24 protein-coding genes are annotated in these 26,148 nt (G+C 44.5%); 5 read left to right on the plus strand and 19 right to left on the minus strand.

Annotated elements, in window-relative coordinates; all coding sequences use genetic code 11:
• Positions 1-108: 108 nt before the first annotated feature.
• From rffA to NM125_RS15600, 4 genes are read right to left on the minus strand one after another with little or no spacing between them, the layout of a single operon-like run.
• Positions 109-1,320, minus strand: a complete 1,212-nt coding sequence (gene rffA, locus NM125_RS15585; protein WP_255135907.1) for a dTDP-4-amino-4,6-dideoxygalactose transaminase — start codon at positions 1,318-1,320, stop codon at positions 109-111.
• Positions 1,313-2,128, minus strand: a complete 816-nt coding sequence (locus tag NM125_RS15590; RefSeq protein WP_255135908.1) for an LbetaH domain-containing protein — start codon at positions 2,126-2,128, stop codon at positions 1,313-1,315. The genes rffA and NM125_RS15590 overlap by 8 nt, the downstream gene beginning before the upstream one ends.
• A gap of 1 nt (position 2,129) precedes the next feature.
• Positions 2,130-3,824 (minus strand): TDP-N-acetylfucosamine:lipid II N-acetylfucosaminyltransferase family protein, encoded by a 1,695-nt coding sequence (locus tag NM125_RS15595; RefSeq protein ID WP_255135909.1) that lies wholly within the window; start codon positions 3,822-3,824, stop codon positions 2,130-2,132.
• A 4-nt stretch (positions 3,825-3,828) separates the two neighbouring features.
• The gene (locus NM125_RS15600; protein WP_255135910.1) at positions 3,829-6,753 is read right to left on the minus strand and encodes an FkbM family methyltransferase; all 2,925 of its coding nucleotides are present in this window, start codon (positions 6,751-6,753) and stop codon (positions 3,829-3,831) included.
• A 350-nt stretch (positions 6,754-7,103) separates the two neighbouring features.
• Here NM125_RS15600 and NM125_RS15605 point away from each other — a divergent pair, with 350 nt between their 5' ends.
• The 5 genes from NM125_RS15605 to NM125_RS15625 all read left to right on the plus strand — a co-directional run bounded on the left by NM125_RS15605 (position 7,104) and on the right by NM125_RS15625 (position 11,173).
• The gene (locus NM125_RS15605; RefSeq protein ID WP_255135911.1) at positions 7,104-7,430 is read left to right on the plus strand and encodes a flagellar export chaperone FliS; all 327 of its coding nucleotides are present in this window, start codon (positions 7,104-7,106) and stop codon (positions 7,428-7,430) included.
• A 28-nt stretch (positions 7,431-7,458) separates the two neighbouring features.
• Positions 7,459-8,856: a flagellar filament capping protein FliD gene (gene fliD, locus NM125_RS15610; protein WP_255135912.1), complete on the plus strand. Its 1,398-nt coding sequence runs from the start codon at positions 7,459-7,461 to the stop codon at positions 8,854-8,856.
• Between the two features lie 26 nt (positions 8,857-8,882).
• A complete protein-coding gene (fliT, locus tag NM125_RS15615; RefSeq protein ID WP_255135913.1) occupies positions 8,883-9,242 on the plus strand; it encodes a flagellar protein FliT in 360 nt (119 codons plus the stop codon).
• A 26-nt stretch (positions 9,243-9,268) separates the two neighbouring features.
• Positions 9,269-9,625, plus strand: coding sequence for a hypothetical protein (locus tag NM125_RS15620; RefSeq protein ID WP_255135914.1), 357 nt, complete (start codon positions 9,269-9,271; stop codon positions 9,623-9,625).
• A gap of 132 nt (positions 9,626-9,757) precedes the next feature.
• The gene (locus NM125_RS15625; protein WP_255135915.1) at positions 9,758-11,173 is read left to right on the plus strand and encodes a sigma-54-dependent transcriptional regulator; all 1,416 of its coding nucleotides are present in this window, start codon (positions 9,758-9,760) and stop codon (positions 11,171-11,173) included.
• A gap of 32 nt (positions 11,174-11,205) precedes the next feature.
• On the opposite strand, the gene NM125_RS15630 is transcribed toward NM125_RS15625, so the two are convergent.
• From NM125_RS15630 to NM125_RS15695, 15 genes are all read right to left on the minus strand, one after another.
• Positions 11,206-14,286, minus strand: coding sequence for an efflux RND transporter permease subunit (locus tag NM125_RS15630; protein WP_255135916.1), 3,081 nt, complete (start codon positions 14,284-14,286; stop codon positions 11,206-11,208).
• A 22-nt stretch (positions 14,287-14,308) separates the two neighbouring features.
• Positions 14,309-15,958, minus strand: a complete 1,650-nt coding sequence (locus NM125_RS15635) for an efflux RND transporter periplasmic adaptor subunit (protein ID WP_255135917.1) — start codon at positions 15,956-15,958, stop codon at positions 14,309-14,311.
• 44 nt (positions 15,959-16,002) lie between these two features.
• Positions 16,003-16,299, minus strand: coding sequence for a hypothetical protein (locus tag NM125_RS15640; protein ID WP_255135918.1), 297 nt, complete (start codon positions 16,297-16,299; stop codon positions 16,003-16,005).
• Complete coding sequence (locus NM125_RS15645) at positions 16,296-17,549, minus strand: TolC family protein (RefSeq protein WP_255135919.1); 1,254 nt, start codon at positions 17,547-17,549, stop codon at positions 16,296-16,298. Before NM125_RS15645 ends, NM125_RS15640 begins: the two co-directional genes overlap by 4 nt.
• Before the next feature lie 76 nt (positions 17,550-17,625).
• Positions 17,626-18,066, minus strand: a complete 441-nt coding sequence (locus NM125_RS15650; RefSeq protein ID WP_255135920.1) for a hypothetical protein — start codon at positions 18,064-18,066, stop codon at positions 17,626-17,628.
• A gap of 88 nt (positions 18,067-18,154) precedes the next feature.
• The gene (locus tag NM125_RS15935) at positions 18,155-18,361 is read right to left on the minus strand and encodes a GDCCVxC domain-containing (seleno)protein (protein ID WP_284700220.1); all 207 of its coding nucleotides are present in this window, start codon (positions 18,359-18,361) and stop codon (positions 18,155-18,157) included.
• Positions 18,358-18,816 (minus strand): MerR family transcriptional regulator, encoded by a 459-nt coding sequence (locus NM125_RS15655; RefSeq protein WP_255135921.1) that lies wholly within the window; start codon positions 18,814-18,816, stop codon positions 18,358-18,360. The genes NM125_RS15935 and NM125_RS15655 overlap by 4 nt, the downstream gene beginning before the upstream one ends.
• An 89-nt stretch (positions 18,817-18,905) precedes the next feature.
• Positions 18,906-19,052, minus strand: a complete 147-nt coding sequence (locus tag NM125_RS15660; protein WP_255135922.1) for a hypothetical protein — start codon at positions 19,050-19,052, stop codon at positions 18,906-18,908.
• Positions 19,053-19,190: 138 nt separating this feature from the next.
• Entirely contained in the window at positions 19,191-19,544 is a 354-nt protein-coding gene (locus tag NM125_RS15665; protein ID WP_255135923.1) for a hypothetical protein, read from the minus strand.
• A 92-nt stretch (positions 19,545-19,636) separates the two neighbouring features.
• Complete coding sequence (locus NM125_RS15670) at positions 19,637-19,918, minus strand: DUF5676 family membrane protein (RefSeq protein WP_255135924.1); 282 nt, start codon at positions 19,916-19,918, stop codon at positions 19,637-19,639.
• 116 nt (positions 19,919-20,034) lie between these two features.
• On the minus strand, positions 20,035-22,098 hold the full coding sequence (locus NM125_RS15675; RefSeq protein ID WP_255135925.1) for a heavy metal translocating P-type ATPase: 2,064 nt from the start codon (positions 22,096-22,098) through the stop codon (positions 20,035-20,037).
• Between the two features lie 33 nt (positions 22,099-22,131).
• A complete protein-coding gene (locus NM125_RS15680; RefSeq protein WP_255135926.1) occupies positions 22,132-22,569 on the minus strand; it encodes a YybH family protein in 438 nt (145 codons plus the stop codon).
• Between the two features lie 12 nt (positions 22,570-22,581).
• Positions 22,582-23,652, minus strand: a complete 1,071-nt coding sequence (locus tag NM125_RS15685) for a DUF2231 domain-containing protein (protein WP_255135927.1) — start codon at positions 23,650-23,652, stop codon at positions 22,582-22,584.
• A 17-nt stretch (positions 23,653-23,669) separates the two neighbouring features.
• Positions 23,670-24,878: a permease gene (locus tag NM125_RS15690; RefSeq protein WP_255135928.1), complete on the minus strand. Its 1,209-nt coding sequence runs from the start codon at positions 24,876-24,878 to the stop codon at positions 23,670-23,672.
• Between the two features lie 51 nt (positions 24,879-24,929).
• On the minus strand, positions 24,930-26,148 hold a 1,219-nt coding region (locus tag NM125_RS15695; protein WP_255135929.1), incomplete at its 5' end, for a multicopper oxidase family protein.

Here is a 26,148-nt window from a genome sequence, read left to right on the forward strand (position 1 = left end):
AACAAAAAAAGAGCCCCTAAAGGCTCTTAATGACTAAAAATCAAGAAATATTTAAGAGAAATGGAAATGAAACTTCATCAACAGTGCGTTTTTGTGAGCGTGAAATTCCTATACCGCCTGATCAGCAACGGACCGGGCAACTGCAACCGGAAGAGGGGGTTGGATTTCCACCCTTCGGAAATTGTTTATGGCATCTATAATATAGTCCTGTTCTTCAACGGTCAGTTCGTAATAGAAAGGAAGCCGAACAAGATTATGGGAATAAAGATCAGTATAGGGCAACGTTCTTCCGTCATGCCTATCCTGAAAGAACTTAGATGTATGTAGAGGCTGATAGTGAAAAACGCTTAAAACATCCCGCTCTTTTAAATAAGCGATCAGTTCATCCCGCTGACGGCGATTTCTACAGACCAGGTAATACATATGTCCGTTATTGGTGGCATAACCGGGAATACCCGGCTGACGAATTCCCAGTCTCTTGCACACACCTTCCAATCCTTTTTGATATCGGTTCCAAATACACATTCTCTTTTGCTGAATCCGAATCAGGTTCATCAACTGGGCATATAGAAAAGCAGCATTCAGTTCTGAAGGCAAGAACGAAGAACCGATATCTACCCAGCCGTATTTATCCACTTCACCCCTGAAGAATGCCGTTCGGTTGGTTCCCTTCTCCCAAATGATTTCTGCACGTTCGGCAAATCGGTCATCGTTTATGGTCAGCATCCCTCCTTCACCCGCTATTATGTTTTTTGTTTCATGAAATGAAAATGTCCCTAAATGTGCAATTGAGCCCAGCGGACTCCGGATTCCATCCGCATGCTCATAATAACTGTTGATGGCCTGGGCAGCATCTTCAACTACAAACAGGTTGTGCCGGTTTGCGATGTCCATCACCTTATCCATATCACAAGCTACACCGGCATAGTGAACCACCACAATAGCCTTCGTTTTTTCAGTGATCAGCTCTTCAATCTTATCTTCATCTATTCCGGGGTGGTCTTTTCTGGAATCCACAAACCGAATAACAGCCCCTCGCAATACAAAAGCATTAGCTGTGGAAACAAAAGTATAGGACGGGATGATGATTTCATCCCCCGGTTCCACATCTAAAAGAATAGCGGCCATTTCAAGAGCATCTGTACATGAAGTGGTGAGCAGACATTTCTTAAACCCAAACTGTCGCTCAAAAAACCGATGAATCTTCTGAGTGTACTTTCCATTCCCGGAAATCTTCCCATAATCTACCGCATCCTGAATGTATTCAAGTTCGTTGCCGGTTATGAACGGTTTGTTGAAAGGAATTTTGTAGTTACTCATAGGGCACAAATTTTCCTTTTTCAGGAAGCAGATACTTCATGAATTGTACTTCATTTGTGGAGCGCTTTTTGGTATAGGTTCTGGAAGCCACATCGAAGTAGCTGACGTCGTCATCGAAATTGAATTCCGTAATGTTGCTTACCACCTTAACCTTCTGTGCTGATATTCCGGCCTCTTTCATGTGCATGTTCATTTTCTCCATCTTTTCATCGAGACTCACTTCTTCAAATTGCGGACCAATTTTCTCTGAAAGAGAACGAGCCGGAGAGCCCGCATAAATTTGGTTGTACTCCATGTTCTTAGTCACCACCGAGCCAACCATCGCCATCGATTTATCTTCAGCTTTGATGGGGGAAACAATACAGTGGCCCACAAACCAAACATCGTTACCTACCATCAGGGAGCTTTCACTAAAAAACCGGCAGCCTTCCAGGGTATCTCCATACTTAATGTGCGACCAAAGCTGAGAGTGTGCCCCTATCCCACAGTTATTACCAATGGTCGTCCCACCAATACTATCGATGATAGAATACTGCCCGACCCAGGCGTTATGCCCTATAACACAGGGTTTGTAGCCATGCACATTGGTGTTGTGATGAATTTTGGAGTAATCCCCCAGCTCAAAGTGATCACAGATAATTTGCACGTTCTTGCCGATGTAGCAGTTCTCCCCAATTTTGATGGTTGTGGACGGTCCGTTCAAACCCCTAATCACTGCCGACTCTTCTATAACCGTACCTTCTCCAACTTCGATTTCAACGGCATCGATATTCGGGTAGGTTGCGGTTGCTTGTACTATTGATTCCATCTTAATTCACCATCGCATGTTTTTTGGTTACCCTTTCCCTGATTGTTCTGCAGGATGTTACCAGATCTTTTGCCCGGGTTTCTAAGCCAAATTCATTCATTATAATTTGTTGATTTCGGGTTTTCTGAGGTTGAGCCTTTTTCAGGAAAGATCGTATAGATGGAGCTTTTCTAAACTCTTCAAAACCCGATACACCCAAGCCATATTTCTTCAACATTTCCCAGGTTGGGTTCATCTGCTCTTTTTCACCCACCGTAATCTTCTTTTTCAGAACAGTAGTATTCCCGCTGTATAACGACAAAAGCATATTCCCGATGGCCTGTTGGCGGTTATGAGCAGTAATCAGCATTTCCGAAGCATCCACAAGAGCGCGATACTTATCCGGTTCTATAAAAGTCTTGATGAGCTTCACTAAACCCAACATCCCAGCTGCCTTCAGCCATTTATGGATTGCAACTTCATATTCGGGGAGTAAGTTGTAGGATACCGGGAGTAGAATATCATAATACCGCACGTCCTTCTTTGTCCTCAGCGCTTCCAGAATCTCGATATGATTATTTGAGTAATCTCCGGAGTTGCCCACAATTATTCTGGGACGGCCTTTGCTTTCAATCACCTCAGGAATGTCGCCATACAGTCCTGGGTAAGGATAACCAAAACGAAAAGTCGGGCGGTCTCCGTAATGTTTCTTAAACACTTCAACATCGCCCTCAACCAATGAGTGAATGCTGTCGATATGTTTAACAATATCTACTACCGGCTCTTTTATTTTGATGGGATTGTAGAGGTCACCACCCCAAATAATCCATCCAATATGTTTTTTTGAGCCGATTTCTTTGATCAGTTTTTTCTGCCATTTAAAAAACAGTCCGTGTACAAATAATGCGTCCACGTCTGAATCCAGGCATCTGTTAATGATAGCAGGAAAATCGTACTCATGATTAAACCAGGCAGCGTGTTCATTACTGCTTAAATCAGGTTTATACTCTTCAATGGCCCAGTGTGATTCTACAAATAGAAGATGCTGCTGATCATATTCCTCGTTCACAAAAGCCAGCATATCTGAAAGTGACTTCGCATACAAATGGTTGAAGCATAGGTGAATGTATTTTCCGCCTCGTGGCTTACTCTTTCTTCCAAAAGAGGTATAGAGCTTATCTTTCTCTGCTCTTGCTACTTCGAAATTGGGCTGCATATGTAGGGCAATATCGTACAGCTCCATTGCTTTCTTGAGGTCCCCTTTTTCGGAATAAATTCCGGCTAATTTATAGGCAATAACATGATTTTTTGGGTCCAGTTTATTAGCGATGGTAAAGCACTGAATGGCTTTTTCTAAATCAGACCGCCCCTGGTAAATTTCACCCATAAACATCCAGGCCTCCAGCAAATGCTGATCTAACTGAATGGCTGCTTTTCCATAACGCTCTGCCTGTTCAAAATCTGAAAGTGCGTTAAAACATTTGGCAATTTGTAAGTAAGCATGTGGGTTTTCGGCATGCTTGATAAGAGAAGTTTCAAAGTAAACGACTGCCTTCTCATAGCTGGCTCTTACCATGTGGGCAATTCCCAGAAAGTGATCAATCAGCCAGTGCTCATTACCCTGTTCTGCCAATAAGTTCAGAACCTTTATTGCTTCATCAGCATCGGGTTGTGCCCGATCCAATAAAAGCCGGACCTTTTCTAATTCTGCTTTCACAATATTATTTGTTTAGAATCCTGTTGTTGATGTACTTGATGGTTCCAACTTCACAAGGAACTGAAACTCCCGATGCATACACGCTGAATCCAGATAGAATGGCATCTATCTCCCGGCGATCTGCTTCTGAATGATATTCCAGCATAATAAAGCCGGTGTTGATGAGCAGATCTTTCATGCCTTTCAGAATAGAAACTTCAGCCCCTTCGGTATCAATTTTAAGGACGTCAATCTTGTTGATTCCTTTCTCAGCAAGTGCTTCTCCGCTTTTCTGCATCCTAACAGTAACCTCATGTCCGCCTTTCATGTGTACAGTCGTTGAAGACTGCCCTGTATTCCTCGGATGTTGAAACAGATTGATTTCACCATTCTGATCGCTCAGGGCTACCTGGGTAATAGAAATATTATCAAGGTCTTTCATATTATGTGCCAAAAGCGGAAACACCTGTGGGTTGGGCTCAAAACTGTGGATCTGGCATTCGGGATTCCACTGGCGGGCATATAATGAAAAAGACCCAACATTCCCGCCTATATCAACTACCACACTGTTCTCATTCAGCTGAAAAACTGAAGGAAGTCCATATTCATGTTCTTCAAATATATTCCTCAACCTGAAAAGCTCAGATTCCGGGATGGCCACACTCAATGGTTCCGCATACTTTAAACCCGGAGTATTCACTATGGCCTCTACTACTTCAGATGGAGTATCCTTGAACTTCACAAGAGACTTGTTCACATAAATCCCCTTCTTCAACGCTTTGTTTTGTTTTCCGTTTTGAAGTGATTCAGCTTGGGTTTCGGGTTCTTTTTTTTTCTGTGACACCCAAATATGATCCTGCCATTCTCCTTCGGATAAATTCTTTTCATATCCTTGCACTCTCTGAAGCCACATTTTACGGAAAGCATCCGCCAGATTGCGGGCAAAGCGTTTGGCATCACATACCGGGGAGCTTAATAGACGCTCCCGGAGTTCCGCTCTTAACTTTGATAATTGATCAACATCACCGGCAAGAGATACTGCTTTTTGTATATAGTCTTCCCAGTTGTCAGTCACCCATTCCGGGAATCCTGCATTCGTTAAATGAGAAGTGGAGTGCCGCCCGGCAAAAGTAGGGCCGGAATTGGTGATTACCGGCACGCCCATCCATAAAGCTTCGATGGTTGTTAATCCACCGGAATACGGCCACGGGTCGAGCGCAATATCAATTTTATTGTAGCATTCAAGCAGGTCATTATGGAGTGAATATCCCTCAAAAATTATCCTGTCTTCCTCGATTCCGCACTCCTCCAAATGTTGGATAATTCGTTCCCTAACCAATTCCGTATCATACTGTTTGCTCTTGAGAAAAAGACGGCTATCAGGAACTTGCTTCAGAACTTCTGCCCATTTAGACAATAGCTCTGTATTAATCTTGGTAGGGTTATTGAAACACCCAAAAGTGATGTGTCCATTTTGGGTAACAGGAGCTTCTGCTACATCAATATCATAATTTGGAAGGGTATAACAGACATAATCGTCCGGCATACGAACCAATTTTTCGGTGTAGAATGGCGCCTCTCCTTCCGGAGATTCTTTAGCATCTGTCAGCAGGTAATCCATCGACTTCAACCCTGAAGTATTGAACAACCCTCCCACCCATTTTATGGTAATTGGGGCTGGTTCCAGGGCAACTGTTTTCAATCGATTCCCCGATGAATGTCCGGAAAGCTCTACCAGGATATCAATCTCATCGTCTTTAATAATTTGCGCAACCACCTCATCGCTGTATCCCACTACGGATGTCCACTTCGCACTGGCTTCCCGGATGCGTTTAGTGAGTGAATCGTGGTAGGTATCGGTGGTGTATATATAGGTTGCAATTTCATCTTTGGGAAGTTTCTCAAGGGCTGATGTTATCATCCAGCCTACCGGGTGTTTTTTAAACCCACCCGAGATAAAACCAACACGCAGTTTCTTCTCTTTATCTTTATTAGCGGGAACCGGACGCCCGGGCCGTTCTTCCGGTGCATAATATTGATCCCAAAGTGAATGAGCTTCAAAAATCTCTTCTTTGGTTCGCTTGGGATTGTAATGTATCCCCATCAAATAGTTGGAAAGGGACTGCTGCGTTTCAGGGGTATCTTTTAATGCTCTCCGGTAGTTCTTCTCCGCTTCATCATATTGACCGGTTTCCAGAAGGCAGAGTGCATAATTTACCCGCACATTTCCATCGTTAGGGTAACGATCCAGCAAGCGCTCATTCAATGCAATGGCCTCGCTATATCTACCCATGGCACGATATAGCAGAGAGAGCACGCTCAACGCCAGCAGGTTTTCGCTGTCAAGTTCCAGCACTTTCTCAATGGCTACTTCCGCCTGCTCATATTCACCAATCGACTGGTAAATCTGCGCCTTCTTGATGCCTGCGTCAATCAGCTTTGGCTCCATTTGCAGGGTAATATCGTACAATTCCAGGGCTTTCTTATAGTCACCCTGATCGGCATAAATTTGGCCGATATTGTAGGCGATCAGGTAATTCTTCGGGTCCAGTTTATTGGCAATGGTGTAGCATTGAATGGCTTTATTTAATAATGCCTGGTCCCAGTAGAGCTGCCCCATAAACATCCAGGCATCTAACAACTCCTGGTTCAACTGTACGGCTGCTTTCCCAAAACGCTCTGCATTCTCAAAATCCTGCAGCTCATAATAACAGCGAGCAACCAACAAATAGGTCTGGGAGTTTTGATCATGCTCACCGATGGATTTCTCGAAATACCCGATAGCTTTCTCAAAATTGGACTTCTGCATTTGAGCAATCCCCAGGAAGTAATAGACCAGCCAGTGTTTAGACTCTCGCTTTAGCAAAGGGTCAAGCAACTTAATCGCTTCATCCGGATCCGGGTATCTCTGATCTAATAACTTTTGGGCGCGCGCTAATTCTACTTTCATAATCGAAAATGAGTTTTCTGGTTTTCAACACCCTCTCATTTCCAAAAATGATGCCATGGTATAAAAGCCCGATTCCATCTTGTAATTCGCCTGTTTGAGACCCAGAATGAGGGCCAAATTTTCCGCTTCAGAATATTTTTCCGCCTGTCTGATAACAAACCGGGTGCTTTTTGCCTCAAAAACTACCAATAGATGGTTTTCTACTTTGGCACAGTAGTTGCCAAAACAAGATTGTCCTCAACAGGTTTTTAAGCCTGTGATGGATTGAGAAACATTAAAAACTCCTAATTTAAGTTTTGACGGTATTTGGCCGAAAAGAACCGGGAGTTACTTTCATCAATTTCAAAATTATGCGAGATCCACAATTAGTCTATCAAAAACAATCTGTGATGAATGCTTCACCGCTGAAGCTGGTAGTAAAGATGTACGACCTGGTTATACAGGCCTCTTACCGCGAAGATCAGGGGAAAGTAAAAGCCATTCTATCTGAATTGATACAAGGATTGAATTTTGATTATGAACCCGCCGGTCAGCTTTTTGAGCTTTACCGGTATTGCCAGGACCTGGCCCGGAAGCAGCGGTTTGAAGAAATCCGTGAAATCCTGGAGCCTTTAAGAGAAACCTGGGAAGAAGTTGCCAATCAAAAACAACCTTCTCCCTCTGTGGTTCAGCAATAATATACAGTAACCGTTAATACCTCTAATTATGGCATCCATTTCCAGCCTTATGAGTCAAACAAGTTCGTACGAGTCGTTCGTAACGCAGCTTGTTAATATTGAAAGCCAGAAAATGCTTCGGATGGAAGTGCAGGTTCGGGATGAGAAAGAATCCAAGTCTGCCATTGGAACCGTGAGTAAGGCGATCTCTGATTTTGAGAATATTATTAAGGAGCTTGAAACTCCAACCAACCGGTCTTTTGAACCGTTTAAAACTACTTCCAGTGATGATTCAGTTGTGCAGGTAAACTCCGCTTCCGGTTTAGATAATGAATCTGCTTTCAATATCACTGTAGAAAGACTCGCTAAAAACGACACCGCCCTCTCCGAAACAATGACCGGTGCCGGCTATGAACTCGCCGCACAGGGAGATGGCTCGGTAACACTGACCATTGGTGACAAGACAGAGACTATAAATGTTGTAACCACCAAAGACGATGGCAGTGGCGGCACGGTAGATAAAACCAACCAGGAAATTCTGGAATCGTTTGAAACTGAAATTGAAAGCCTCTTTGGTGAAGAAGCCAGTGCCAGCGTTTTTAACCTGGATGGCGAAAATATACAGTTCTCACTTAAAAGCCTTGATACCGGCTTCGACAACCGAATTCAATTTAGCGGTGCCACCGGTGTATTAGCAGGCGTTACCGGGAATATGACTCACCTCACTCCCCAAGCCGAGTTAGATGCTCAGTTTATTATTGATGGAGTGACGTTTAACCGCGCCGAAAATACTGTTGATGATGCTATTGAAGGGCTCTCCTTCACCCTGAAGAAAGCCACCGGCGTAGCGGAACAAATGACGGTTGAGCGTGATACTGAAGCCGCAAAATCTAACCTGCAGGACTTCATCAATGCCTATAATGAAATGAACGAGACCATCCGGGAGCGTACATTCATTAATCCTGAAACCGGTAATAAAGGCCCGCTTCAGGGAGTGAGATCGGTTCGAAATCTGAGTATTAACTTGCGGCAAACAGCTATTCTGTCGTTAGGCGGTGTTGCTGAAGGTGAGGTTGCCAGTTTTGCCGACATGGGCATCACGTTCGAGAATAACGGGAAGATGGTTATCGATGATTCCTCTAAGCTGGATGACATCCTGAGCCAAAACCCGGAACAGATTGCCAACTTTTTTACCAATGAGAACTCTCCGGTGGCCATGATGAAGGCACGGGCCGAATCATACACTGAAGCAGATGGAATCCTATCTGCCATTGAAAGCGGACTGGATCAAAAAATTGACCGTTTAGACCGGCGTATAGCCAGTGAACGGAAATACCTGGAAGAATATGAAGCCGAGCAGCGCCGAATATTTAATGAGCTGGACCTGATTCTCGAAGAAGGACAAGCTCAGTTCGATGCGGTTTATAACTTCATGTCCGGTTATTAATAATTTATGAGATGGAACCCCAAACAATGACCCCTTTACACAACATATTGGGACAACTGAATGACAGCAGCGAAGCGATTCTCCGTGAAATAGATGAGAATGAACCTTCGTTTGACGCTATCAAATCTCAGCTGGGGCAACGCGAAGAGCTGGTGAAGAAGCTGGGTATCTTAACCGAAGCAAACCCCAAAGACTCACTTTCGGAAGAGGAACGTATCTCCCTGCGCTTTCTCTTTGAAACGTTTGTGGAACTGAATGATGGCATTCAAAACAACCTTCAAAACATATTAAACAGTCATAAGGAAAAATTAGGCACAGCTGTAAACCAGCGCAAGGTGGAAAAGAGCTACCGTGTTTTAAAGAATCCTGACATTTCGTACTTTTAATCTTGATGAATAAGAGGGATAATACCATGGAAATTAATAAGCTAACAAATCACGTTAACGGCCACATAAAAAGCACTGACGCTTCCGAGAATAGTCAGCATGCTTCTAAAGTTTCTCGTGCCGAAAAATCCCCGGAGTTAACCGACAAGGTATCTTTGGAAAATTTCAGCGCCAAGAAAAGCGAAGAGCTGTTTGCTAAAATTGAACTTGAAAAGCAGAATCAGGCTTCTTTCGGTAAGCTGAAAGATTATAAAGCCAAACTTCAGGCGTATGAAGCCGCCAAGAAAGAGTCGCCCGAGGCAGCTAAAAACACCGAAATTGGTAAGATGTTGAACGATCCGGAAGTATGGTCAAAAATAGCACAGAATATAGTTGACAAATAGTGCGGACTTATCTTTCTTAATTTCATCTTGAATAATAGTTAGAGAGCATTAATGCTCTCTTTTTTTGTCTTAGAATCCCGTAACTTCTTTCATCAAGTTGGCGCTATTAAAAAATTAATCCGCTAAAAATTTATGAAACACTCCATTCTTGTTGTTGATGATGACGAACTCCTGCTCGGTTTTATGGAGGAGATATTAACAAAAGAAGGGTTTGAGATTCACGCTTTTGAATCGCCTGTTAAAGCCACGGAGTATCTCGATAAAAACAGCGTTGACCTGGTCATCACCGATGTTAAAATGAATGAAATGACCGGTGATGAAGTGCTTGCCACCGTGAAGAAGAATTACCCGGATACCGGTGTTATTATGATTACCGGCTTTGGGAACATCAACCACGCCGTACGGGCTCTCCACAAAGGGGCATTTGATTACATGACCAAGCCCTTTAAAGCCAAAGAAATTCTATACCGCGTGAACCGGTATTTTAATGCAGATCCGGAAGAGCGAGACAAAAAGCCGAAGTCAGTAGCCCACTCTCCCCGGGAAGACAAAAAAGGCGATTTGGTAAGCCCGGTTGACAATTCCGACGAAGCCGAGAATAAGTTTGTAGGAAACGATCCACAGATTAAAAAGCTGCTGCGGATCATCCCTCAAATTGCCCGTAATGCTGCTCCTGTTCTAATACAAGGAGAAAGCGGAACAGGGAAAGAAGTATTTGCCCATCAAATTCATGTGAACAGTAACCGCGCGCAGGGACCGTATATAAAAATTAATTGTGCGAACCTTCCCTCCGAGCTTGTTGAAAGTACATTATTCGGACACCTTGAAGGGTCTTTCACCGGGGCAACCTCAGACCGTAAAGGAGCTTTTGATGCTGCTGAAGGCGGCACTCTTTTGCTGGATGAGATCACAGAAATTGAACTAAACGTACAGGCTAAACTGCTTCGCGTTCTGCAGGAAAATGAATTTTATCGGGTGGGAAGTCAGGAGCCGGTAAAAGCAGATGTTCGCATCCTGGCCACATCAAACCGAAATATTGCAGAAGCCATTGCTGAAAAGCAATTCCGGGAAGACTTGTACTACCGTTTGAATGTATTTCCAGTTGAAATTCCACCACTCAGAGATCGTAAAACCGACATCCCGGTTTTGGCCAACTATTTTGTAGAACACTATTCAACAAAATACGGGCTGGAGAAAAAAGAACTTTCGGAAGAGCTCTTAAATCATCTTGTGCAGCAGGAATGGCGCGGAAACGTGAGAGAATTGAATAATAAAATTCACCGCGGCATTATCTTAGCCCAAGACAGTGATAAAATCACCATGGAGCATATCAATCATGAAATGTTCTCCAGTGTTGATGATAATCTGAATAAAGAAGTTCTTGCCACCGACCTGCCACTAATGTCGATTGAAGACATGGAGCTGCAACTAATCCAGAAAGCACTCGAACATACCCAGGGCAACCAAAAGAAAGCTGCAAAATTACTGGGCATTTCTGACCGCACCATCCGAAACAAGCTTAAAAACCTGGAAGAAGACGACGATTAGAAGCTAATCACCGTCCCCCTCCTGTTCAGAAATTATTCTTGTGTTTCAAACTGTGCCAGTAGTGCAGGAATTACTACCATATTAAGTAAGGTCGAACTCAATAGTCCACCCAGAATAACCTGAGCCATCGGAGACTGTATCTCGTTACCCGGCTCACCGGCGGCTAAAGCCAGTGGGATAAGGGCAAGTCCGGCAGTGAGTGCGGTCATCAGAATGGGATTAAGACGTTCCATTGCGCCCTGACGAATGGCTTGCAGAAATTCTTTCCCTTCTTTTCTGAGCTGTTGGTAATGCGAAACCATCAAGATTCCGTTTCTGGTGGCAATACCAAATAAGGTGATAAAGCCTACCAATGAGGCAATAGAGATAATCCCGCTGGTAAACAGCACCGTGTAAATACCTCCGATGAGGGCAAACGGGAGGTTTACCATGACCAGCAAGGCTGTTTTCAGAGAACCGAATTCCAGGTATAGCAACAGGTAAATGGCCGCAATGGCGATAATACTAAGCAACGAAATGGTGCGCGTAGCCTGCGCTTCGCTTTCAAACTGACCGCCATAATCCACAAAGTAGCTCTGCGGGAAGCTGACATTTTGAGATACATTGGCCCGGATCTCATCTACCGTACCACGCAGATCTCTTCCCGCTACATTAGCGGAGACTACGATCTTGCGCTGCACATTTTCGCGACTGATGGTATTTGGACCACTTCGGGATGTCACCGATGCCAATTCTGACAGAGGTACTATGGTTCCGTCTTCCAGGTTGAAAGTCGCCTTTTGAACCGCTTCTATACTTCCACGGTGATCCTCATCAAAGCGTACCAGCAGGTCAAACATCTTGTCGCCTTCAAGTACTTGCGAAACTACTTCACCGGCAAACGCCACGTCCACCATTTCAGCAAGTTGCTGAATCGTGATTCCATAGCGAGCCAGTGCCCTTCGATCAGGACGGATTTGAAGCTGAGGAACATTTTGCTGCTGTTCTACTGACAGGTCCACCACGCCTTCTACCGTTTCCATTTGTCCGCGTACTTCTTCCGCCAGAGCCCGAAGCCTGAACAGATCCGTACCAAAGATCTTCACGGCAATGTTGGCTCGTGTACCGGACAGCATGTGATCAATGCGGTGCCCGATAGGTTGACCAATAGTGATGTTGGTTCCTGAAACTACGCTTAGGTTTTCCCGAATCTCAGCCAACACTTGTTCTTTGGTGGTGCCTTCAGGGATGTCAAGTTCAGCATCAACCTCAGAAGCATTCACTCCCTGTGCGTGTTCGTCTAATTCGGCCCGACCAGTTCGTCGAGAGGTTGATTCAATGGCCGGATGTTCCAGCAGGATCTCCTCAATTCGTTTACCTACGGCATTGGATTCGGTTAGCGAAGTCCCCGGAATTGTTACTGCACTTATCACCAGCGTACCTTCATTAAACTCCGGCAAGAAAGATCTTCCGAGAAATGGTAACACTACTAAGGTTCCAAGAAAGAGTACCAAGGTACCAACCAACACCGTCTTCTTGATGCGAAGGACTATATTCAACACGTGTTCATAGCCTGATTTTAACTTCTTGGTGAACCAGCTTTCTTCCAGTTTTCCTTTGGAGGCCTGGCTCGGTAGCAAATAGTAGCACATCGCTGGTGTAACGGTCATGGCAATTACCAGCGACGCCCCAATGGAGATGATGTAAGCCAGTCCCAGTGGCTGGAGCATGCGTCCTTCGATTCCACTTAAAAAGAATAGCGGTAGAAAAACGATCATAATGATCAGTGTGGCATTAATGATGGATGATCGAATTTCCTTCGACCCTTCAAATACCACGTCAATGGCCGGTTTCTGCTTAGCTTCCGGCAGTTTTGAGTTTTCTCTGAGTCGCCTGAACACGTTTTCCACATCAATGATGGCATCATCCACGATCACCCCAATGGCAATCGCCATCCCGCCCAAGGTCATCGTGTTGATGGTGATATCAAAGAATTCCAGCACGAAGATCGAAAAGATTAGCGCGAGTGGAATGGCAGTAAGTGATATCAAGGTGGTGCGGAAATTCCCCAGAAACAGAAACAAGATCACGATCACCAAAAAGGCCCCATCCCGCAGAGCTTCGATAACATTATCGATGGCCAGTTCAATAAACTCGGCCTGGCGAAACAGGTGCGTGTTGATCTCAAATCCGGCCGGGAGACTTGATTCGATCTGTGCCAAGGTTTCATCTACACGGGAGGTAAGTTCCAGGGTATTTGCACCGGGCTGTTTTTGGATAGAGATAATTACCGCCGGCTCAGCATTCACCGAGGCATCCCCGATCTTTTGAGCGGCTGCAATTTCTACGGTTGCCACATCTCCAATTGTGATCGGAATGTTATTTCGCTGGGTGATGACCGACTGCTCCAGGTCTTCCACAGAATATGCCCGACCTATTCCACGAATGGTGTACTCCTGGCTGTATTCCCTGAAGAATCCGCCGGAAAAGTTTTCGTTGGCCTGCTCGGTAGCCTGTAATACCTGATATAGCGTAATATTGTATTGCTTCAGCTTATCGGGGCTGACTCGCACCTGATATTGTTTCTGCCCGCCTCCGATGGGGATGACCTGAGCCACTCCTGGAATAGCTAAAAGTCTTCTTCTTATTTCCCAGTCGGCGGCTGTTCGTACTTCGAGCTCGGAATGTTCATCGCTGTTCACACTCACCAGCATGATCTCCCCCATGATGGAGGATATCGGTGCCATAATAGGCGGCGGGACTTCTTCGGGCAGACTGGTTGCTACCAGCTGTAGCTTCTCATTTACAATTTGACGTGCCCTGAAAATATCAGTCCCCCAGTCAAATTCTACCCATACAATGGATATACCTTTGGCGGTGGACGAGCGAACCCGTCGCACGCCGGTTGCTCCATTTACCGAGGTCTCGACCGGGATGGTGACCAGTCGTTCTACTTCTTCCGGGGCCAATCCATGGGCTTCGGTCATGACTGTCACTGTGGGGGCGGTTAAGTCCGGAAATACGTCTACCGGCATCCGGTCCACGATATAAATTCCGGCTGCCAATATGACCACTGAACTCACCAACACCACCAGCCGGTACCTTAACGATCCTCTGATTATTGCATCTAACATAATTTATTTCCTTTCCTGATGATTAATGAGAGTGTCCGTGCGAAGGTGCTTCAGATGACAAAGAAGCCAATTTCACCTGATAGGCATTGGTTGTAACCACATGCTCGCCTTCTTCCAGGCTGGAAGTCACTTCCACCCAGCCGCGGTTTCTAATGCCCGTGGTTATCGCTCTTTTTTCGAACGATTCCCCGGCCACATGTACATACACTACAAAATTACCTTCCTCTTCAATAAGGGCTGATTCCGGGATGGCGACCACGTTTTCTTTTTGATCGGTGTCGATCTCTGCGGTCACAAAGAGTCCGCTGTGCAAACCTTCTTGATTATCAATTTCATAGATCAGAGAAAGCGTTCGGGTTTGGGGTTCCACTTGCTTGCCAGTGCTAAGCAAGCGCCCGTTAACCTCCTCCATGTTGTACATTTTATCATTTCCCTGCACATAAAATACGGCCTCTCCGGGATTTTGAATAGCCTTTCGTTCAGCAGCGGGGACATGCACGCTGAGCCACATTTTACTCATATCAGCCAGCTTAAAGAGAGCTTCACCTGCTTTCACCTGCATGCCTGGCTGTACGTAAGAATCCACTATGATTCCGGAAATCGGGGCTTTCATGGCAAAGCCATAAGAGGATTCTGAGTCGCCATAGGTATCTACCTTTGATGTATCAATTTGTGCGATCTCATTGATCGTTTGAAATTCCGTGAGCGCCTGACGGTATTCGATCCGTGCTCTTTCCAGTTCCACCTCCGGAATGGCTTCTTTTTCAAACAATCGTTTCGACCGTTCCAAATTCTTGTGGGCCAAAGACAATTGCGATTGCGCATTGATAAACTGCTGGGCATAATTTTCTCCATCCGCGGATTGAATAGAAGGATTCAGCTGTAAAAGCGATATGCCTTTGCTGATATTTTGTCCTTCTACGGGCAGGCTTTGATTGGCGCTGCTCAGAATGATCCCTGAAAATGGAGCAGAAACCGTAACTTCCATACTTTTTACCGGTTTTAGTTCACCATGCGCATCTACCGTTTCAGAAAGCGTGCGCCTTCCTACTTTTTGAGTTGCAAAAGGAATGTTCCACTGTTGTTCTTTCAGAAAGGATATCAGATTGGGATCATCTTCCTCGTGAGCTGCCGGAACCTCTTCTGCAGATGCATAAACAGGAATACCATTTACCTGAAGGGTATCATCTACCATTCCTTGAATGATAATTGTCAGGTCGTAGCGTCCTGCCCGGTCGAAAATAACATCCGGTCCATAGATGCCGGGTATCTGCACTTCCGTTTCGGTCAGGGAGCCTTCATTGCCTCGCTCAGAGCTAAATACAAACTGAACTTCAGATTCCGATATAGGTTGGAAATCTGAAAGCCGGGTCAGGTGAACGGCGAAGGTGGCTTCCTGTCCTACAATGAGTTCCGGATACTCCATGAACAGTTCGGTTTTATCGGTCCATTTTGTGATCACTCCGGCTCCCTCCAGTTGGGCATCCTCCCCATGACTATGGGCGTCTTCTCCATCATGGGAATGGCTATCATCTTCCTGTGCTTGCTGGGCTGGCTGCTCGTGGATATGGTCACTGTCTTCACCGTGACTGTGGCCTTCATCACCGCCACCGCCGCAACCCATCATCAACAGGGATGTACTTAGAATTAGTAATGGTATTAGCTGTTTCATTGCATCAAAATTTGTTCGTGATAGTTTTGTGGATTGCTTGGGAATTAGTGACTGTGCTCTTCTTCCCCATGAGAATGAGTTGAATCATCATCATGGCTGTGTTCTTCATCATCATGACTATGGTCACCTTCTCCATCATGGGTATGCGCCGAGTCGTCATCTGCTGAATGGTCACCGCCTCCGATCCGAACTGCATCATTATCATCAGAAGTGGATGATTGAGCCGGAGCTTCATGAGTGTGATCTCCGTCCTCGCCATGACTGTGTGTTTCCTTTTCTGAGCCACAACCGGCGATAATAAATGCAATGCTTACAAAGAGTACTGTGAATAAATTTTTCATTGTTCTGAAGTGTTTTGAGTTGAGAATATTTTTCCTGAAGTGATGGTATCGAGTGTAAAAAGAGCTTGCTGGTAATCAGCGGTAATACGGTACTGAAGGCTACGACCATCTACGTAGGCTTTGGTGGCATCCAGCAATTCGACCAGCGAATAACGTCCTTCCTGATAAGCAGATCGTGCCGTTTCCAACATTTCCGCAGAAAGTGGGTTTTGTTGCATCTCTTGCCACTGCGCATACAAATTCTGAACACGACGGTAGGCCACATCCACCTGATCGTGAATAGTTCGCCTTTGGAGCTGCAACGATGTTTCCACGCTGCGATGTTCTGCTTCTGCCATGGTGATACTTCCGCTGTTTCGGTTGAAAATTGGCAGTTGTATGCCCCCTCCAATTACAAATCCTTCCGAGCCGTCCGACTGATTTTTATAGCCGAAATTCACCTTTAAGTCCGGGAGACGCTCTCGTTCTTCGACTTTGTATTTAAGTCCGAGAGCTTCTGCTTCAAGCTCAATAGCTTGTAAATCGGACCGGTGTTCCAGGGCGTACTGTTTCAGTGTTTCCGAATCCTCCATGATCGGCTCAACCGGCAAATCAGCTTCCACCTGAAATTCAAAACCGGACTCTTCGGATGAAATGATCATGGAAGCCAATTGGTTGCCAACCTGCATCATTTCCAGTTCTACTTCATTTCGCTCGCGCAAGTAGCGGTTCTTTTCTACCGTAAAACGCTGCACCTGAAGTCCTGATTCCGTGCCTTCTTCTTGGCGGTCTTTGGCAGATGTCAACACCTGGCTGATAACTTCAAGCGCTTGGTCGTATACCTGCAGTTTATGCTGTAAAAACCAATATTCGGCATACAAGCTTTTTACCTGTTGGATTAGAGCCGAGCGATCATACTCATAGCTCAATTCCGCTGCTTCACTGCTTTTATTGGCGCTTTTGTTTCGGAGGAAAGGTTGTCCCAGCAGTTCAATCGGCTGCGAGATCTGATACGTGGTTTCATCATAATCGAGCGTACCGGCATTGAGCTGTTCGCTGAAAATGCTCACCTCGGGATTCATGTATGATTTATACTGTTGAGCCGCTCCCTGTTTTCGAAGCTTTTCAAGCTCTGCCAGTTCTTGCTGGAGACTGTGTTGCTTGAACCGTTCAACAACGTCCTCTAAGGAAAGGGTTTGGGATTGGGCGTGAACCTGTAATGGTACCCATAGGAATACCAAAAACAAGATCCACCACTTGGATGAATTCATAAATTTGATGTATTAATGGTTATAGAATGTTAATGGAGATAGCTGATAAGAGATGCTATCTGCCAAAGGGATAAAGTTATCCCAGGGGTGGGCCGCGAAGAGAATACGAAGAGAAATGGCTAGACCGATACAGATGATCCGGCGGTGGCAGATCTAAGTAAAGCAGGATCGGAGATTGTAAAGTTCTTTGGCTGCTTAAAACGGCTGGAGAAGAAAAAAGCTCTGTGTTAGTGGATACTTTATTGGTAGTCTTCTGAGTTAGTGTTCCCGTTAGGTCAACGGTAGCCGTTGGATGCCGATGTGCGTCCTTATCATCAAATTCTTTGGCGTGACTATGATTTTGATCCCGCTCATTTGAATGGATGTGTACAAAAGCATGTACATCACCGTGATCGAAGATATGATCAAAGAGGGCGTGAACATGCAATCCATTTCCAAAGAGTACACATAGAATACTGGCTACAATAACTAAGTTTGCAGCAAATTTAAACTGTATATGGTTATTCAGTTTTTCCACATATAGAAAATAGGCCCTCAACTTTAAAATCCAAAGAAAGTATGGTTAAGAAATGATAAAACGAGATGTCAATAAATAAAGTTTTTGTTCAACAACAGAATTTCTCTTGCTGAATAGAAGGACAAGGCGTATCCCCATAAGAACAGAACACACAACAGTCTCCTTCTTTAGGCTTGATGATGCTTTTACACTCCGGGCATTCCCAAAAGAACTGGCAGGAAGTTGTTGGCATAACTTCAAGAGTCTCGTGTTTACATTCCGGGCAAGTAATATTCGAATATAATACTACCTTCATCTCAGCTTTTTCCCTTTTTCACTTTCACCTTCCAGAGCTTTTAAAATAGGACAATTTCCTTTATGCCCTTCACCCGCACACGAATCAATTAAATCTATCAGGGTATTCTTTATTCGTTGCAGGTCTTCGATCTTTTCTACCACACCTTGGTATTTTTCTTCCGCTTCACTTTTGACCTCTGAGCAAGTGGTATCCTCATCAATTCGTAGTTCCAGCAGTTCCTTGATTTCGCTCAGCGTGAACCCCAACTCTTGCGCCCGCTTGATAAATTTAATCTGATCGATATGCCGCTGGGTAAAAATTCGGTAACCTGATCGTCTTCGGTCAGGTTTGGGAATAAGATTGCGCTTTTCATAATAACGAACCGTTTCTTTATTCACATCAGCACGCCGGGCTGCTTCCCCGATTTTGAAAGTGCTTACCCCCTTATATTTTTCTTTAATGTCAGGTTTCATGGCTGGGCGAATTTATTTCTTATTCTTCCTCTACCTAAATAATAACTACTAAAAAAAGAACCGGAAACAAGGTCCGGTTCAATCCTGGTTTAGTCTTTCTCTACCATGGTTTTGCCACAGCAGCAGGTAGGGTTTTGCGTACCTCCACAACTGGGTGGAGCACCTTTGGTTACTGTGACTTCACATCCACACCCTTCGTCAGGGCATTTATAAACTTCTCCTTTCTTGAATGGCATAATTAGTTCTCCATTTTGGTTATAACTTCAATACACATCTAATATAAGGCCTGTACCATGGTCGAGAGTCAAATAATAGCAGATCCATTATCTTTGGGCTATATCATGTATCTAAGTATTTAATATTTATTTAAACTTTTAGTGTACTGGTTGGTCTGTAGTAATATCAGTCAAATAAATACTCAGAGCGGGAAGAGCCGTAATTTGAACAATCGGCGATAAGCCAACCTCATAAGAAAAAATAGTTAGCACAGGCATCGCAGAAGTATATTCCCACAGGTTAAGAAACATGGCAGCCCATTCAAGAAAAATACTTGCTGCAAAGCTCAAGCCGAAAAGCACAAAATATCCTTTGCGACCAAGATGAGGTTCCAGATGCACAGATGAAGTCAGCATTGATGAGGCTCTCCAAAGACCTAATACAATGATGATATCCCCTAACACGGCTCCCCACATCCAAACGGTAGCTTTGAGAAAAGGCCAGTCCCACATGCCATATAGAAAGCCACATTGAACAAATTCCCAAACTGTATTAAGGATAAAGGCCCAAAAAATTACTTTTTTGACAGGATCACTGATCACCTTTAACTCTCAGAATCGTTTAGACTAACATTATATATGGCAGCGATTAATGCCCCTGATATCCAGCCTATAATGAAGGTCAGAACAATTCCAAGAAGTGATTCCCACAAAGGAATATCCATTCGAATGATTGATGACGTATCAAAACCGTGTAAGAGGGCGTTAAAAAAGGAAATAGTTCCTTGCTGGCCAAGCACGATCATCAACAAGGCACAGCCCAGATATAAAATCACGCCTGTTGCGCCAACTGCTATTCCTAATTTCTTAGTGTTTAGTTTTCTCATAGTATCTCCTCTATTCTGTTGGGTTGATGTACCTATTTAGTGATTTGAAAATATTAAAGTTAGATTCGCAGTTTTGAACCCATCTTTTGATAAACTTAGTTTCCATTTTACATCCTTCAATTTTCGAGCTTCAAGAACCGTGCATTGATAGCTACAATAACAGTACTTAGCGACATCAGAATGGCTCCCACGGCAGGACTTAATATAATGCCCCAGGCAAACAGTACTCCGGCAGCCAGAGGAATGGCTCCGATATTATACCCGGAAGCCCACCACAGGTTTTGCACCATTTTTCTGTAGGTAGATTTTGAGAGCTTAATTAATGCCGTTACATCTTCAGGGTTATCTTTTACCAGTACGATATCGCCGGTCTCAACGGCTACATCAGAACCGGCCCCGATAGCAATGCCTACATCAGCCTGCGCAAGTGCGGGTGCATCGTTGACGCCGTCTCCGGTCATGGCCACAAGTTTTCCTTGCCCCTGAACTTCCTTCACCTTATCGGCTTTTTCATCCGGCAGCACTTCAGCAAACACCTGATCTATGCCTAATTCCCCGGCTACATAATCGGCCGTTTGTTGATTGTCGCCCGTCAGCATGATGCACTCAATACCCATTTTGTGCAGTGCATCAATCGCATTCTTAGACGACTCTCGAATTTGATCTCCCAAAGCAATCGCTCCGGTCAATTGATCTTCGATGATCACAAAAACGACCGTTTTTCCCTGAGATGATACTTTTTCAACTTCAGCTTTTGGGTATTCCATTTCCTGCTCCCGAATATATCCGGGGCTTACTACTTTCACCGACTTTCCATTTACCTTGCCTTCAATTCCCTTTCCGGTGATGGAATTAAACTCATCCGGCTCCCAGGTTTCGCCGGCTTTTTCGAGGATTCCTTTAGCAAGTGGATGTTCAGAGTTTTTCTCCAGCGAAGCTGCATATTTAAGTATCTCTTCATCGGAGTGATCATCCCCAAAATTCAGAATATTGGTTACCGTAAAGGTTCCTTCGGTCAGCGTACCGGTTTTATCGAATATGATGGAATCCAAGTTTCTTGCCTGCTCAAAAGCAGACCGATTGCGTATAAGAAATCCATTGGTCGCAGCAATACTTGTTGAGCGGGAAACAACCAAAGGAATGGCCAGGCCCAAAGCGTGCGGACAGGTAATCACCATGACCGCTACGGTTCGGTTCATGGCAAAGTCAAAGCTTTGTCCCGTAAAAAAGATCCAGGCTCCAAAGGTTATCAGGCCGGCTGTAATGGCAACAATAGTCAGCCAAAAAGCAGCCCGATTGGCTAAATCCTGGGTACGAGACTTACTTTCCTGTGCTTCTCTTACCAGGCTAATAACCTGAGATAAGAATGAATCGTCCCCGGTTTTAGAAATTTGTATAGTAAGAGAGCCTTTTTCATTTACAGAACCGCCAATGACCTCATCATCTTTTTGCTTACTAACCGGCTTGGACTCTCCGGTAAGCATGGCTTCATTCACACTGGACTCACCTTTAACCACAATCCCATCGGCCGGCACTTTCTCACCTGGTTTGATGAGGACTTTGTCACCCTGCTGTAACTCTTCCACAGGGACGTCTTCCGTGGAGCCGTCTTCATTCACGCGATGGGCTTCACCCGGTATGAGAGCTGCCAGTTCTTCCAGGGCTGACGAGGCGCTCATCACAGAGCGCATTTCTATCCAATGCCCCAGCAGCATAATTCCGACCAGGGTTGAAAGCTCCCAGTAGAGCAGGTCGCCTTCAAAGCCAAAGACCACAGCCGTGCTATAGAGATAGGCGATAGAAATAGCAAGGCCGATGAGTGTCATCATTCCCGGCTGCTTTTTCTTAAGCTCATCAATCAGACCGGTAAGAAATGGCCATCCGCCAAAGAAGTAAACGACGGTTGATAACGCAGCTAAAATCCAGCTGTCACCGGTGAATCTCCAGTCCACACCCAGAAAATCCTGAATCATTGGAGAGAGCGCCATGATCGGAATTGTGAGTGCAAGCACCCACCAGAATCGAAATTTAAAGTCCTGCACCATCATTTTGTGGTGTTCATGATGGGAGTGCCCTTCATGGCCATCATGATCATGGTTTTGTTCCTTATCCTTACTATGCTCACTATGATTGTGACCTTCGTGATTATGGTCTATGTGATTGTGGTGTTGGTGGTCCATGTTTTACTCCGTTTTCATTAAATCGTTTGTTGCTTATCGGGATGACCAGTGAATGGCTGCTATCTTCCAACCCGAACCTTCCTTTTTCAATACAGCCAGTTCAAGTGAGGTCAGGTCAATTTCTCTCTCAGAATACGTTCCTTTCATGGAGCTAACCGTGCTTACCCATGCTGTATTCCCCTCAATGCTGATTTTTTGAGTTAGTATCTCACGGTTCATAGCCTTCAGAAATTTACCATCAGAGTGAAAGTGATGGGAAAGATATTCTTCCTCCGTTTCCAGTCCGCTGCCTTCCAGTATCAAGACATCATCAGCCATTACATTTGATGCGGCCTCAGAATCATTTTCAATAATGGCGGTTTTAAAGTTGTCAAGTGCTTCTAAAACCTTGGTTTCTTTTTGGTTTGTTTGAGCCATCACGGTTCCTGATAAAAACACAAGAACAGCGAATATTTTTATAAAGGATTTCATTGAGGTAGTTTTTTAGAGTTGCGTCATTTCAATTTTAGATATGAGAAGAGATCCACTGCCAACTAATTTTATACCCACTGCCCCACTTTCGGGAACATCTCCGTGACCGTGAACTTTCATTTCTCTGTTAATGTATCCGCGAAAATGAGTCTCATCTGCCACTACACGTAGAAATAACAGACCATCGGTTTCATAGGTGCCTTCTTCAAAAATGATGGTTTCACCGTTTTGGATTCTGCCCTGACGAATAATCCCATCCGAATTCAGTGAAACAAAATCATAATTATTTGCATCCTGCAGGTGATGAATGAGTTCTATTTCTCCATCTAAATCATCCAGATTGAGGTAGTAATCAACTTGTATGTTTTGGTATGATTGATGGGTAACAAATAGATTCGCTTGCCCGGAAGCTTGAAGCTGTAGTAGCGGATTGCCACTCGAAGTTATAGTTGGCTTTAATGCCTGTAAAGAACCTTCCACCCAGTGAAAATTAGTGATGAGGTCACTGACTGAATTTGAGTTGATCTCCCAGGTCCAGTCTCCATTATCTTTTGAAATAAAAGAGGATGGAACAGTAGTACTGTCGGTGACTTCAGATGGGGCTGATTCTTCTTGTTGTAATAATTGACCGGTTCCGGCTCCATATCCATATACCATTTTACCACCATACTCCGCGGTTTCAAACACCATAAATAATCCCGGAAGCACTGTAATGAATGCAATGATCTTAAAGCTCTTTTTTTCAAAAAGATCAAACCAATGAAAGGCGATTCTCAATAGAGTGTATATAACAAAGAACCAAAGCAGGTACTCCGCCCAGTCAGCATGCTCACTTAGTACCGATTGAGCTTCTGTAGGTAAAAAGACGCTATCTGCAGCTAATGTACCACTATAGTAGGTGATCCCGGCGAACAGCGTGCCTGCTACATAAAGGATGGTACTCTTTGTTTCATCCCACCATTTTTCTTGAATAAAAAGGGATACAAAATTAGCCAATGCAGCCGTCACTAATAGCGCAATGGGAAAATGAACGATCAGTGGGTGAATGTTGGGAGCCCAATCGGGCGTAATAAATAGGTACATGTTTTACTAATTTAAGGTTATAGTAATTGGGTGTAGGCAAACAGTGAGAGGCCCACCAGATTTATAAGGATAAATAGGATTACCGCGACTTTTTTCAGCTTTCCTCCACTTTCCATTTCCATCATCTTCATCTCATGGTTTTGCAGATACTTCTTATTGAGCCAGATTAATGCACCGGCAATAAAAGTGAAGACAATATTCATCCAGAATGTGTAATCTATTTTGAATTGGGTTATTTCAGACACAACCCGTGCACTTTCAGGAACGATTCCAAAAGCTGAGAAAAGCCCATTGAGGATCAGGGCTGTTAATACGATACTGATGTACATGATTCCCGCAATGTACAGCGCAACACGCCATCCATAATATTTTGCATTTATATGAACGAGTGGGGGCACCATCAGATCGGAGTAGATAAAGCCCATGATACCTGCAAACAGTACGCCATTTTCATTCAATACGGTAGCCAGAGGGATATTTCCCATCGACCCAATAAAGGTTGATGCGGCTACAAACGGCGCAATAAGGGCATTTTCTACCGCAACGAGCCATCCCGGAAGGTGCTGCGCATCCGCCAGGAAAAGTGCCGTCCAAAACGATTGTGGGACCAGTACAGCCACAAAACCGGCAATGGTAAAGCCTATTAATATATCTTCCCAAGCCATTTTCCAGTCATTGACAAACTTATGACCAACCAATTGCCACCCTTCTTTACTTTTGATCCGTTTCTTCCAATTGAAATCTTCTTCCAGATCACTTCCTTCAGATTCCACTTTTTTACGGGCTGCTTCCATCCAGCTTTTGGGGTAGGTCAGTCTGATTAGCACACTGCTGATGGCTATCAAAACCAGTCCGCCTACGATCTCAGCTGCCAGGTATTGCCATCCTAAAAAGATCAATATCAGGATACCTAATTCGATCACCAGGTTGGTAGAGGCAAACATGAAGGCCACACCGGCTATAAAATGCGCACCTTTTTTAATGAGTGCGCGGGCAGCCGCTAAGGCCGCAAATGAACATGATGATGAAGCCGCACCAAAAAAGGTAGAAAGAGAGATGCTCTTGAAGTCAGCGCCTCCCATATATTTCGTGAGTTTCCCTTTGGGTACAAAGGCTTGAATCATACCTGATACAAAATATCCCAAAACAAAAGCCCAACCGGCCTTCCAGAAAAAGCCGAGTGCTGTTTTAGCTGATTCCCCAAATGATTGAATGAAAGATTCCATATTGTAAAATTAATTACTGGTTAGATTTTGAAATGCTCTTATGCTTGCCTGTTATTCGATTTGAAGGTTAGCCATCATGCCGTTGTCTTCGTGCTCCAGGTTATGACAGTGAAAAACGTACAAGCCTTTTGGCGCATTGAAATTCATGATAACCCTAACAGTCTCGTCAGGCATGACAAGTACCGTGTCCTTCCAGCCTGTTTCGGTAGGCATTAATCCTCTGCTTCCGCTTCTATCAAGAACTTTAAACTGAACGGCATGCACGTGCATGGGGTGAGGTACGTTTGAGTTATTGATAAACTCCCAAATTTCAGTACTTCCTTGCTCTACACGTTCATCGACTCGCTCCATCTCAAACTGACGCCCATTAATGGTATGGCCGTTCATCATTTGCATGTCCAACCGAATGGGGCGGGTACGATCAGCAGATGAAGCTTCAGGAAAGGTCGATTCAGACAGCTGACCGGGAAGGTCCACTGATTCTTGCTTAGATTCTCCATCAATCCTGAATTCCATAAGATCAAAACCAGTGCCTTGTTCGGGGCCGGAGCTCCCCATCATGTTTTGCATTCCCATCATACCGCCGCCGGAAGGCACATCAAATGGTTTACTGATAAGGTGAATACTATTTTTCTTCAATCCAGAGAAGTCTACCAGTATGTCTGCTCTTTCCCCTGGGGCCATTAATAATTCATTGGTCTCAATAGCTTCCGGTAGAAGGCCTCCATCGGTGCCAATGACCATAAAGGAAAGATCATCTTGAAACGCTACATTATAAATCCGGGCATTTGAGCCATTTAATACTCTCAAGCGATACACACCAGGCTCAACTTCATGGTAAGGAGATGGCGCTCCGTTAACTAAGATCGTATCTCCCAAAAACCCAGTCATCATCCGTTCGGGCATAGACGGGTTATAAATAATCTGCCCAGAGTCACTTACTCTCCGATCCTGAATAACGAGCGGTATCTCGTAGTTACCACTCGGTAAGTTGAGTGCTTTTTCTTCGTCATCTTCAATAATAAAAAAACCTGCTAACCCGCGATAAACCTGTTCTCCAGTTATTCTGTGAGGATGAGGGTGATACCAATAGGTGCCGGCTCTTTGATTCAGGCTGAATTCATAATCATAGGCTCCTCCTGATATTGCATCTTTGGGATGTCCATCCATTTCGGGGGGAACAATGAGTCCATGCCAGTGAATAATGCTTTCCTGACCTATATTATTAGTAAACTGGATGTTAAGTTCCTGCCCCTTTACATGGCGAATT

It is taken from the genome of Gracilimonas sediminicola, assembly GCF_024320785.1.
Taxonomy (GTDB): domain Bacteria; phylum Bacteroidota; class Rhodothermia; order Balneolales; family Balneolaceae; genus Gracilimonas; species Gracilimonas sediminicola.